10 protein-coding genes and 1 tRNA gene are annotated in these 12,117 nt (G+C 64.3%); 4 read left to right on the forward strand and 7 right to left on the reverse strand.

Annotated elements, in window-relative coordinates; translation table 11 throughout:
- Window positions 1–86: 86 nt before the first annotated feature.
- From FJ414_RS08330 to FJ414_RS08350, 5 genes are all read right to left on the reverse strand, one after another.
- Window positions 87–161 (reverse strand) — tRNA-Gln (locus FJ414_RS08330).
- Between the two features lie 232 nt (window positions 162–393).
- The gene (locus tag FJ414_RS08335; protein ID WP_246672335.1) at window positions 394–1,368 is read right to left on the reverse strand and encodes an NAD-dependent epimerase/dehydratase family protein; all 975 of its coding nucleotides are present in this window, start codon (window positions 1,366–1,368) and stop codon (window positions 394–396) included.
- A gap of 77 nt (window positions 1,369–1,445) precedes the next feature.
- Window positions 1,446–2,429, reverse strand: a complete 984-nt coding sequence (gene gmd / locus FJ414_RS08340) for a GDP-mannose 4,6-dehydratase (protein WP_140643330.1) — start codon at window positions 2,427–2,429, stop codon at window positions 1,446–1,448.
- A 99-nt stretch (window positions 2,430–2,528) separates the two neighbouring features.
- Window positions 2,529–3,953 carry a phosphomannomutase gene (locus FJ414_RS08345; protein WP_140643333.1) on the reverse strand — a complete coding sequence of 475 codons (1,425 nt, stop codon included), beginning with the start codon at window positions 3,951–3,953 and terminating at the stop codon, window positions 2,529–2,531.
- Between the two features lie 91 nt (window positions 3,954–4,044).
- Window positions 4,045–4,389: a VOC family protein gene (locus tag FJ414_RS08350; RefSeq protein ID WP_140643336.1), complete on the reverse strand. Its 345-nt coding sequence runs from the start codon at window positions 4,387–4,389 to the stop codon at window positions 4,045–4,047.
- Window positions 4,390–4,605: 216 nt separating this feature from the next.
- On the opposite strand from FJ414_RS08350, the gene ppdK reads away from it, so the two are divergent.
- The 4 genes from ppdK (at window position 4,606) to FJ414_RS08370 (ending at window position 10,923) form a co-directional block, all read left to right on the forward strand.
- Entirely contained in the window at window positions 4,606–7,293 is a 2,688-nt protein-coding gene (ppdK, locus tag FJ414_RS08355) for a pyruvate, phosphate dikinase (protein WP_140643338.1), read from the forward strand.
- Between the two features lie 284 nt (window positions 7,294–7,577).
- On the forward strand, window positions 7,578–8,681 hold the full coding sequence (locus FJ414_RS08360) for a glycosyltransferase family 9 protein (protein ID WP_140643340.1): 1,104 nt from the start codon (window positions 7,578–7,580) through the stop codon (window positions 8,679–8,681).
- Between the two features lie 255 nt (window positions 8,682–8,936).
- The gene (locus FJ414_RS08365) at window positions 8,937–10,040 is read left to right on the forward strand and encodes a glycosyltransferase family 9 protein (protein ID WP_246672336.1); all 1,104 of its coding nucleotides are present in this window, start codon (window positions 8,937–8,939) and stop codon (window positions 10,038–10,040) included.
- Window positions 10,041–10,176: 136 nt separating this feature from the next.
- Window positions 10,177–10,923 (forward strand): polysaccharide deacetylase family protein, encoded by a 747-nt coding sequence (locus FJ414_RS08370; protein WP_140643344.1) that lies wholly within the window; start codon window positions 10,177–10,179, stop codon window positions 10,921–10,923.
- Window positions 10,924–11,114: 191 nt separating this feature from the next.
- Here the strand turns inward: FJ414_RS08370 and FJ414_RS08375 are convergent, their stop codons facing one another.
- Both FJ414_RS08375 and FJ414_RS08380 read right to left on the reverse strand, forming a co-directional pair.
- Entirely contained in the window at window positions 11,115–11,504 is a 390-nt protein-coding gene (locus tag FJ414_RS08375; protein WP_140643348.1) for a DUF427 domain-containing protein, read from the reverse strand.
- Window positions 11,505–11,610: 106 nt separating this feature from the next.
- Complete coding sequence (locus FJ414_RS08380; protein WP_140643350.1) at window positions 11,611–11,967, reverse strand: hypothetical protein; 357 nt, start codon at window positions 11,965–11,967, stop codon at window positions 11,611–11,613.
- Between the last annotated feature and the right edge of the window lie 150 nt (window positions 11,968–12,117).

Genomic DNA, 12,117 nt, shown 5'->3' on the forward strand with positions numbered 1-12,117 from the left:
ACTCCAAAACCCCTTCGGGCCAAAAGTGTTACCCATGTCTCCGGTATAAACCGTAACCCATGTGTCCGGAACGGACCGATGGCAGTTGGCTGGGGCGCCAGGATTCGAACCTGGGAATGTCGGTACCAAAAACCGATGCCTTACCACTTGGCGACGCCCCAGCATGCGGGTATGCCCGCTGCGCGCGGCCTTATAGGACGAGGCGGAGCAAAGCTCAATGCCGGGAGATCAACTAAAATCGGCAGCGACGCGGGCCGTCATTCCCGGCCAGTTCATCGCTCGATCACCCGGCGGTGGATCGTAAGCCGCACGCGCCGCGCGGCAGCTTCGCGCCTGTGCTGGCGCGGGAGCCGCTCAGCTCAGGCTTCAGGGAAGCAGGCGACGCATCCTTGCCTACGCCTGGGCCACGCGCGCGCGGCAATCCTCGAGAACGGCCGCAAGCGTATCCTCGAAGGGATGCTCGGGCGCCCAGCCAAGCAGGGTCCGGGCGCGGGTCGCATCGCCGACGATGCATGGCAAATCGCTCGGCCGCAGCCGCAGCGGATCCTGCTCCGTGACGATCTTGACGCTGCTCCGGGCCAGTAGCCGATCGAGGATGTCTCCCATCCGCCAGGACGCGCCGGATGCGACATTGAAAATGGTGTTCGGGGCGAGATCGCCGCTCTTCAGCACCGCGCGCGCATACGCGCTGGCGGCGTCGCGCGCATCCAGGAAATCGCGCCTCGCATCGAGATTGCCGACGCGGATGACCGGCGGGGCCACGCCCGCTTCGATCCGGGCGATCTGCATGGCGAAGGCCGGCACGGCAAATGCCTCGGTCTGACCCGGACCCGTATGGTTGAAGGGGCGCATCCGGAAACACTTCAACCCCCTGCGTGAAAGCGCGCCGAGCGCGAGGTCGGCCGCGGCCTTGGTCACGGCGTAGTCGTCGATCGGAGCAAGCAGCGTGCGTTCGTCGAGCGGCCGCCCGGTCTTGGCGCTCTCGCCATAGACCAGGCCCGATCCGACATGAACCAGCCAGCAGTCCGGAGCCTTGGCGAGCACGGCATTGGCCACGTTGAGCGCGCCGCCCACATGAATGCGCCATGCGTTGCGGGGATCGGCTTGGGCGGCACCCAGGGCCGCGACTGCCGCCAGATGAATGACATGGGTGGGCCGGTGACGGGCGATCGCATCCTGGACGGCAGCCGCGTCCGTCACGTCCAGCGCTTCGACCTGGCCGAAAGCGGGATGCGGACCGCCATCCTTGGAGGTTGCGGCAACGACAATTTCGCGGCCGCAAACGCTGCGCAGCGCTTCGAGCACATAGGGGCCGACGAACCCGTTGGCGCCGGTCATCAAAATCCGCATGCCGACCTCACGGACCATGACGTGTCGTCCGCATGCGGCTGCGCGGCAAAAGACGGCGCGTCAAGTCATCGACCCGTAGATGCAAGAGCTTCCTTTCAACGCCTGGCGGTTGAGTGGCGTGCCAGATCGGCGTCCACCATTTCGCGGATCATCTCTTCCAGGGAGATCGTCGCTTCCCATCCGAGCTTCGCCTTTGCCTTGGCCGGATTGCCGCGCAGGATTTCGACTTCGGCCGGCCTGAACAGGTCGGGGTCGATGACGAGATGGTCGTCCATCTTCAGCCCCACATGCTCGAAGGCGATACGGCACATGTCGCGAACCGTCGTCGTCCTGCCGGTGGCGACCACATAGTCGTCGGGCTGATCCTGCTGCAGCATCAGCCACATGGCGCGGACATAGTCCCTGGAGTGGCCCCAGTCGCGCTTGGCGTCGATGTTGCCCAGGCGCAGCTCCCTCGCCAGGCCCTTCTTGATGCGCGCGACGGTGTCCGTGACCTTGCGTGTCACGAATTCGATGCCGCGAAGCGGCGATTCGTGATTGAACAGGATGCCGCTCGAAGCATGCAGGCCGAAGCTCTCGCGGTAGTTGACGGTGATCCAGTGACCGTAGACCTTCGCCACCGCATAGGGAGAGCGGGGATGGAAAGGCGTGGTTTCCGACTGCTCCGGCTCCTGGATAAGACCGTACATTTCCGACGACGAAGCCTGATAGAAACGCGCCTTGGGGATTTCGAGACGCAGCGCCTCGAGGACATTCGTCACGCCGATACCGGTGACGTTGCCCGTCAGGATCGGCTGCTGCCATGAGGATTTGACGAAAGACTGTGCGGCAAGGTTGTAGACCTCGTCCGGCCTTACGTCGCGCATGGTTCGAGTGAGACCCGACAGGTCGGTCAGGTCGCCATCGACGATCCGCACGTCGTTCTCGATCCCAAGCCATTTCAGGCGCGCGGTGTTGATGTCGGCTGTGCTCGACCGTCGCGCCAGGCCGTGGACGCTATAACCCTTCGAAAGCAGGAACTGGGCCAGATAGGCGCCATCCTGCCCCGTAATGCCGGTTATCAATGCCGTCCTTGTCATCGGTGCTCTCGGGGATCGAGCGAGATGCGGGGCGCGCACCCCCGTTGTTGTCGAACCGGCCGCGCCCCAGGCGTGCGGCAACCGCCGACGCTACTTTCGTTATACCGCCTCTGATTCATCTGCCAGTGTGCTGTCCCGCGCCCGTTCCAGCGCCATTGCCACAATTTCGGTCGCCCTGTCATGGCTGGCGGCCTCGGCATAGCAACGAAATTCGGGAGCGTTGCCGGAAGGCCGCAGATGGATGATCTCGCCGCTGCTCATCCGTGCCCTGAGGCCGTCGGTCTCATCGACGTCCGTGACGGTGCCGAAGGGGGCAAGGAATTGCCGCAACGCATCGCGGTCGGCGAGCTTGCGCATCAAGCCGCGCGATGCCTCGACAGGGAAGTTCTCGAGCCGCTCGCTGGCGCAGACCGGAAGGTTCCAACTTTCGCGCAGGCCCGACAGCGATTTGCCGGTCGATGCCGCCGTGCCCAGAACCGCCAGGATGGGCAAGAACGAATCCCGCGTCGGCAGCGCGGACAAGACCCTGCCGTTCACCAAACAGTCCGACCCCAGAAGAACCCCGCCATTGGCTTCGAAACCGACGACGATGCCGCGGGCCGATTGCGCGGCCTCCATGCCCACTATGACGAAGGGAGACCCGACCTTGGTTTTCCTGACGCTGAACCCGAAAGCCTCGGAGATGCCTGAATTGGAGGTGACCGGCGTCACCACGATGTCGGCCTTGAGGAACAGCGCCGTCGCCAGCCCGATCAGGTCGCCGCGGAACAACTCGGCACTGTCGTCAATGACGAGAGGGCGATCGGCATCGGCATCGGCCGAGAGCACGGCGTCGAATTTGAATTCGCGCACCCAGGCTTTCATCTTCGCCATCGTTTCCGGGCTGACGGCCTCGGTATCGACCGGCACGAACGTTTCCGCTTTGCCTACGGGGATCACATCGGCGCCGTAGGATCGCAGAACCTCGACCAGCAGCGCCGCCGCAACGGTGCTGTGCTGGTAGACGCCGAGCCTCATTCCGGAAAGGGCGCCAGGGGGGAGAATGCCGCCGACCCGGTCTCGGAAGGCCACGCGCGCCTGTTCGTGGGCGGTCTGCCAGTCGGCGGGAGCCGGCGGCCACGGATACTGGTCCGACAGTTCAGCGACATGATGGGTGATCGCTGCCTCGTCCGCCTTGTCGATCTCGCCCTTCGGCCCGTAGAACTTGATGCCGTTGCGGTCGGCGGGAATATGCGAGCCGGTCACCATCAGCGCCGCGGCGCCGTGCAGGCGGGCATAAAAGGCAAGCGCGGGTGTGGGGATGGGGCCGCAATCGACCGGCTGGAAGCCGGCTGCGGCCAGGGCCGCCATGCAGTCCTCTGCAATTGCCGGACTGCTGTCGCGCAGATCGCGTCCGACGAAGACCTTGCCTTGCTGAAACCCGGTCGACCGCAAGCGCCGGGCAAAACCCTCGGTATAAAGCCCGCTTGGCCTCCCAACCAATTCGGAAGCCAAACCCCGAACGCCGCTTGAGCCGAATTTCATCAGTCTGCTTTTGCCGTTGGAAGATCGCCGCTACTTATTGGAGTGAGCAAGACTGTCAACAGCAAAAGATACCTCGAAATCCGCGTCTTTCCTAATATCCCCATACAGCCAGTTCGTTGCCGGCCGGATCTGTGAAATGAAACCGTCTACCGCCGGGAAAGGCGAAAATTGGCTTGATGATGGTGCCGCCGGCACTCTCGACAGCGTCCAGCGCTTCCTCGAGGTTTTCGCAGTAGATGACCGGAAGCGGCTTGGCCGGCGCTTCGCCGCCATCGGCCTGGAAGCCGCCGTCGAGCCCTTCGGCAAAGGCGGCATAGGTCGGGCCGTAGTCGGTGAACGACCACGAAAAGGCGGCGCTGTAGAAGGACTTGACGCTGTCCAGCCTGCCGCCTGTCGCCGGCAGTTCGAGATAGTCGAGTTTTCCGTTGAGTTTCATCACGCTACCCCACTATGTTCCCTTTATGTTCTATATCGCGCCGCCCCCTCCCGCAAGTCTTTTTGACGCAGCTTTTGCTTAATCGATTGTAGTTGCGATGCCCGCTGGGCCGGTGCCTTGCCTTTCGCACTGCAGCATCCTATCGCTCGGGTCGGGGAAGGCGGGGAACCGGGCAATCATCCGGATGTTCTATCTTCCACGAACTGGAGGGCAAGCATGACCAAGTGGGTTTACACCTTCGGCGACGGCGCTGCCGAGGGCCGTGCCGGCGACCGCAACCTTCTCGGCGGCAAGGGTGCCAATCTGGCCGAGATGTGCAGCCTCGGGCTGCCGGTGCCGCCCGGTTTCACCATCACCACCGAAGTCTGCAACGCCTATTACGCCAACGGCCGCACCTATCCCGACGCACTCGAGGCGGACGTCGTCTCCGCTCTCGATCATCTCGGCCGCATCACTGGCCGCCGCTTCGGCGACCCGTCGAAGCTGCTCCTGGTTTCCGTGCGCTCCGGCGCCCGGGCCTCCATGCCAGGCATGATGGATACGGTGCTCAATCTCGGCCTCAACGACGAGACGGCCGAGGCCCTGGCCGCCGATTCCGGCGATGCGCGTTTTGCCTATGACAGCTACCGCCGCTTCATCCAGATGTATTCCGACGTCGTGATGGGCCTGGACCACGAAGTGTTCGAGGAAATCCTCGAGGACGAGAAGGCGAGCCTCGGTCACGAGCTCGACACCGGGCTCTCGGCCCAGGAGTGGCAAGGCGTGATCGGCCTCTACAAGGCCAAGGTAGAGGAAGAGCTCGGCAAGCCGTTCCCGCAGGATCCGCGGGAGCAGCTCTGGGGCGCGATCGGCGCCGTGTTCTCGAGCTGGATGAACAACCGCGCCATCACTTACCGGCGCCTGCACGACATCCCGGAAAGCTGGGGCACGGCCATCAACGTCCAGGCCATGGTGTTCGGCAATATGGGCGACACATCCGCGACCGGTGTCGCTTTCACCCGCAATCCCTCGACCGGCGACCGGCAGCTCTACGGCGAGTTCCTGGTCAACGCCCAGGGCGAGGACGTGGTGGCCGGCATCCGCACGCCGCAGAACATCACCGAAGCGGCGCGCATCGCCGCCGGCTCCGACAAGCCATCGCTGCAGAAGCTTATGCCCGACGCCTTCCAGGCTTTCGTCGACATCTCCGACCGGCTGGAAAAGCATTACCGCGACATGCAGGACCTCGAATTCACCATCGAGCGCGGCAAATTGTGGATGTTGCAGACCCGCTCCGGCAAGCGCACCGCCAAGGCGGCGCTGAAGATCGCCGTCGAGATGGCCAGGGACGGGCTGATCACCAAGGAGGAGGCCGTCGCCCGCATCGATCCGGCTTCGCTCGATCAGCTGCTGCATCCGACCATCGACCCGAAGGCCGCGCGCGACGTCATCGGCATGGGCCTGCCTGCCTCGCCGGGTGCGGCCACCGGTGAGATCGTTTTTTCCTCCAGCGATGCCGAGGATGCCAAGGCGCAAGGCCGCAAGGTAATCCTGGTGCGCATCGAGACCAGCCCCGAGGACATCCACGGCATGCATGCGGCGGAGGGCATCCTCACCACGCGCGGCGGCATGACCAGCCACGCCGCCGTGGTGGCGCGCGGCATGGGCAAGCCCTGCGTGTCGGGCGCAGGCTCGCTGCGTGTCGACTACAAGGCAGGCACGCTGCTCTCGATGGGCCAGACCTTCCGCAAGGGCGACATCATCACCATCGATGGCGCCAACGGCCAGGTGCTGAAAGGGGCGGTCGCCATGCTGCAGCCGGAGCTGTCGGGCGATTTCGCCGCCATCATGGAATGGGCGGACGCCGCGCGCCGCATGAAGGTGCGCACCAATGCCGAAACGCCGCTCGACGCGCGCATGGCGCGCTCTTTCGGCGCCGAGGGCATCGGGCTGTGCCGCACCGAGCACATGTTCTTCGATGGCGACCGCATCGTCGCCATGCGCGAGATGATCCTGGCCGATACCGAGAAGGACAGGCGTGCGGCACTGGACAAGCTGCTGCCCATGCAGCGCTCGGACTTCCTCGAACTGTTCGAGATCATGGCCGGCCTGCCGGTGACGATCCGCCTGCTCGATCCGCCGTTGCACGAATTCCTGCCCAAGACCGAGGCCGAGCTCGCCGAGGTCGCCGCGGCCATGAACGTGTCGGCGGACAAGCTCAGGCAGCGCACGGAGGCGCTGCACGAATTCAACCCGATGCTCGGCCATCGCGGCTGCCGGCTCGCGGTCTCCTATCCGGAGATCGCCGAGATGCAGGCGCGCGCCATCTTCGAGGCGGCGGTCGAGGCCGGCCACAAGGCCGGCGCGCTTGTCGTGCCGGAAATCATGGTGCCACTGGTTGGCCTCGTGAGGGAGCTGGAATATGTCAAGGCGCGCATCGACGCGGTCGCGCAGAGCGTGATGCAGGAGAGCGGCACCAAGATCGATTATCTGACCGGCACGATGATCGAATTGCCGCGCGCGGCGATCCGCGCCCATGTCATCGCCGAGGCGGCCGAATTCTTCTCCTTCGGCACCAATGATCTGACGCAGACCACCTTCGGCATCTCGCGCGACGATGCGGCATCCTTCCTCGAAACATACCGGCAGAAGGGCATCATCGAGCAGGATCCGTTCGTGTCGCTCGATGTCGACGGCGTCGGCGAGCTGGTGCGGATCGCGGCCGAAAAAGGCAAGGCGACGCGGCCCGGCATCAAGCTCGGCATCTGCGGCGAGCATGGCGGCGATCCGGCCTCGATCCGTTTCTGCGAGGAGGTCGGCCTCGATTACGTCTCGTGCTCGCCCTACCGGGTGCCGATCGCCCGGCTGGCGGCCGCGCAGGCGGCCGTGGCGGCGGCGAAGGGCGCTGCAAAACGCGCTTCCTGATGCATGTCGCCCAGAAGTGCGCAGCGGTTCTGGGACAACGACATGCATCAAAGCAAAGACCATGTCGCCCAGAAGTGCGCAGCGGTTCTGGGACAACGACATGCATCAAGACAAAGACTTGAAGCGCGCTGCCTGAATTCGTTTCAGCGCGGCGCGCTCAAGGGGCATTCGGATACCTTACGGTTTTGTATGCAATGTCACGCGAACGTGCGCGTGACGGCCCTGAATCTCGACACCGTTTCAAGGGACTTTCCGACACCGAATCTATTGGTGTCGGAAAACCCATGTTGCAGATTTCCCCATCCGCTTACCGCTCGATCCTGATCCTGCAGACCAAGTTCATCGGCGACATCGTGCTTGCCTCCGCGCTGGCGAAGAACCTGCGGCTTCAATATCCGGGCGTCCGGATCGTGTTTCTTTGCGAAGCGCATTTCGCCGGCTTCCTGACTGCCCATGGCATAGCTTCCGAGGTCGTCCCCTTCAGCCGTGCCAAGATGCGTGGCTCGCCGCTCGAGCGGGGTCGCGAGCTCTTCCGCATGGTGCGCACATTGCGGCAGCACCGTTTCGACATGACCATCGACATCACCGATTCCAAGACCTCGCGGATCATTTCCGAACTGGTCAACGCTCCGGTCAGGGTCGGCTATTTTCCGACGGAGCGGCCTTTGCGCTGGCACGAGCGTCAACCCGCCAACGTCAGGATGAAGCCCTTCGGATTTGGCAAGACGCATTATCTCTACCGCTATCTGTCTCCGTTGGAGGCGCTGGGCGTCGATCTGCGCGTCAGGGCGCCGGCCATTCGCCCGCTGCCCTTCGAGACGACGCGCGCCCTGGCCTTGCTCGCCAGGCACCAGATCCGGCCAAACGCTTTTGTTGCGGTCCATGCCGGAGCAAGCTTCGTGGGTCGCCGGTGGCAGCCGGAGCGCTTTGCCGAGGCAATCGGCAGGATCGTCCGCGAAACCGGCCTGCGCGTGGTTCTGGTCGGCGGTCCGGACGAGAGCGAGGCGACCGACAGGATCATGGCCGCGGCCAAGACGCCAGTCGTCAACCTGGCGGGCACGCTGCGGTTGGAGACGCTGCTGGCGCTGCTCAAGGAGGCTCGGCTGTTTCTCGGCAACGAAAGCGGGCCGATGCATATGGCGGCCGCGGCCGGCACGCCGGTCGTCGGCCTGTTCGGCCTGACCAGCCCGGTTCGCTGGGCGCCGATCGGGGTGCCCAGCATTTCGTTACGGCCATCCATGCCTTGCGACTGCGTCGGCGGCGACCTTTGCCGCCGGACCGACCCGCGCAAGGCATGCTGCGTCTGGCGCCTGGAGGTCGATCCGGTCGTCGACGCTGCGCTCGAACTGCTGGCGCGCACCGAGGTGCTCCTGGAGGCCGCGGTCTGACATTCGCCGGAAAGTTGCCCGTCGGCGGCGTAGCGCCCTTTTGGACCAATCCCAGGAAGGTATGAAACGTTGGGCGCGGCCCCTTCGCTTTTTCCGTGAAACGGTGGAAGGCGCCTGTCGGCGCGCGAGTCACTCTGGTCCACGATCTTGCCATCTTGTATATGAGAGCCACGTGAAACAAGCGCATGACGGCTCCACATGTCGACGTCTCAGCCCAGCTTCGTGGACTCCGATCTATCCGGCGCCCGGACACGGGTGTCGCAGCTTCTCTCCGGCCCTGTCCGGTCGATCCTGATCCTGCAAACGAAGCACATTGGCGATCTCGTTCTTTCCTCCGCGTTGGCGAGGAATCTGCAGCTCGAATATCCCGGCGTGCGCATCGTCTTCCTCTGCGATGGCCGCTTCGCCGGCCTCCTCACGGCCAACGACGTCGCCTCGGAGGTCGTGACATTCCGCCGTTCCCATATGCGCGGCACGCCGCTGCGGCGCACGCAGGAGCTCATTCTCACGCTCCTTAAGTTACGCCGCGGCCATTTCGATATGGTCGTCGACATCACCGATACGAAGACGTCGCGATTCATCTCAGGACTGGTTGGTGCACGGATTCGCGTCGGATATCACCCGTCAGAAAGGCCCCCGCGTTGGCTCGAGCGCCAACCTGCCAATGTCAAGGCAAAGCCGTTCGGCTATGGCGAGCAGCATTTTCTCTATCGTTACCTTTCGCCGCTGGAGGCGCTTGGCATAGAGTTGCGTGTGCGGGATCCCGACATTCGGCCGCTGCCGTTCGAGACGACGAAAGCCTTGGCCCTGCTGGACAAGGTCCACCTTCGGCCGAACGCCTTCGTCGCGGTGCATGCCGGTGCAAGCTTCCCCGGGCGCCGCTGGCAGCCGGAGCGCTTTGCCGCCGCGATCGACCGGATATCGGCTGAGACAGGTCTGGACGTCGCCCTGGTCGGCAGCCCGGACGAGAACGAGGTGGTCGAAAAGATCCTGGCGGCTGCGAAGACGCCGATCGTCAATCTGGTCGGAGCGCTCCCGCTCGACACGCTGCCGGCGCTGTTCAAGCAGGCGCGGCTGTTTCTCGGCAACGACAGCGGCCCCATGCACATGGCCGCCGCGGTCGGCACTCCGGTCGTCGGCCTGTTCGGCCTGCAGAGCCCGGTCCACTGGGGACCGGTCGGCGTGCCGAGCATCGCGGTGCGCCCGGCCATGCCTTGCGATTGCGTCGGCGGTGACCTGTGCGAACGGCCTGATCCCAACAAGGCGTGTTGCGCCTGGCGCCTGGAGGTCGACACGGTCGTCGATGCCGTGCTCCAGCTGCTGGCGCGAACGGAGTTGGCGCTGGAGGCCGCGGTCTAAGCGAAAGCAAATTTTCGCGACTGCTGCTTTTTGCGCTGTTTGCCGTCCCGATTTTCGCCTAGATGCGGGCTTTGTAGAGGCAAGTTTTGTTGGCGCGGCGCGGAGAATGCCCGAACGTGCCGGTTTGGAACGAATGATGGGCGTGCTTCGAAATTCCCTTTGCGCGATGGCGCTGTCGCTGTTCGCGGCGTCGGCGGTCAAAGCCGCGCCGCTGCTCGAGCCGACGCTGCATGTGAAGCCGCAGGGCCTCGAGGTCGGCGGCGGGCGCGTCGCGCTGACGCTCGATGCCTGCGGCGGCAAGACCGACACGAGGATACTTTCGGCGCTCGTCGACAACAGGATACCGGCGACGATCTTCGTTACCGGCATCTGGCTGAAGCGCAATGCCGAAGCCGTCGAGATCATGCGGGCGCATCCCGATCTGTTCGAACTCGAAAACCACGGCGGCCGCCACATTCCGGCGGTCGATACGCCGCAGAAGATCTACGGCATCCGCAGCGCCGGCAGCCCGGACGCCGTGCAGGCCGAGGTCGAATCCGGCGCCGCCGCGCTAGCCGGCGCAGGCGGGCCCGCGCCAAAATGGTTTCGCGGCGCAACCGCCGAATACAGCCCCTCGGCGATCGCCATGATCCGCAGGCTGGGCTTCAAGATCGCCGGCTTCTCGGTCAATGGCGACGGCGGCTCGCTGCTCGGCGCGAAGGAAACCGCGCGCCGCATCGCCGCCGCCAAGGACGGCGACGTCATCATCGCCCACATCAACCAGCCGACCCATGCGGCCGGCGAGGGCGTGGTTCAGGGGCTGCTCGCCTTGAAGCAGAAGGGCATGACCTTCGTGCGCCTCGACGATGCCGAGGGCATAGGCAACGACGGCACGACGGACTGAGTTGCCATGATATTCAGGTGAAGCCGGCCTGCGAACAGCGAGTCCCTGCGCTTCCGGCCTTCGCCAGCCGAAGCACTCATGAATGGCACGTCAGTTGAGGCTACGGCCGGCGTAGGCCGGTTCTCGGAACTCGTTTTTGTCGGCTCGGCCTGACCTGAATCTCAAGGCACCTCTGGCGGGCCAACAAAGGCTCAGCCCGGCTCAGCTTCGACCGTTACCTTGCTCGTATAGAATGCGCCGTGATTGCGGATTTCGGCCATCTCGTCGAATGGCGTCTCATAAGCCCACATTGCATTTTCGCCGACGTCGCCGGCTTCGCGGACGCTCCAGTAGCTGGCATCCCCTTTGTACGGGCAATGCGTCGAGTGCTCGGTGGCGGCCAGCTTGCTGAAATCGATGTCGTCGAACGGGATGTAGAAAGCATCCGCGTAGGGCGGCTCCGACAGCACCTTGGCCCGGGTCGACCGGGCGATGACGGTGTCGCCCGCGCGCACGATGACGCTGCCGCGATAGGGTTCGACGGTGATCGCCTTGTCCGGGTTGCGCTGGAAGCCGGGGGCGGGGTTGGCGAGCTTGTCCATGAATGGTCTCCTTGGGGGAGATTTACATGTGTCGGACAAGCGCGTCGCGCAAGCCCGCGCGGTGCGAGGTGTCATCACCATTCATTGAATGTCTGTCACGCAGCCATCAGGCGGCCGTCTTGAAGGCATCCATGAGGCTGGCATAGGCGGCGGCAATGCCCGCAACCGGATTGGTGCTTCTCGCCGCGGTTTCGACCTTCAGCGCGCCGCCGCTGGTCGGCAACGTCAGCAGCAGGAACTGACGATTGTCGGCGTTGCCGACGCAGGCCGCGGCGACATGTTCACCCTCGGTCCCGTTTTCGACGCGCATCTTGAACAGCAACGTTCCGCCGACGGCCTCCAGCGCGCCGCCGACGACTTCGGCAAATTCATCTTCGGAAACTGTTTTGGTGTCCGGCGTCAGAACGTCCAGACTTTCGGCAAGCGTGCTTTCGAGGGCCTTATCGTCGAGCTGCGCGTCCATGCGAACCACTCCATTCGCCAATCTCACCCAGCCCGTTAATGAAGCTTAACGGCGACGATGGCCGGATTATGGCGGTTTTTTAGGTTCTTCGATCCATCCACGGGCTTCTACTTATGGCGGCTGGACAAACCGCCGGTTCGTTCCACAATG

It is taken from the genome of Mesorhizobium sp. B3-1-6 (assembly GCF_006439555.1).
In the GTDB taxonomy this organism is placed as follows: Bacteria; Pseudomonadota; Alphaproteobacteria; order Rhizobiales; family Rhizobiaceae; genus Mesorhizobium.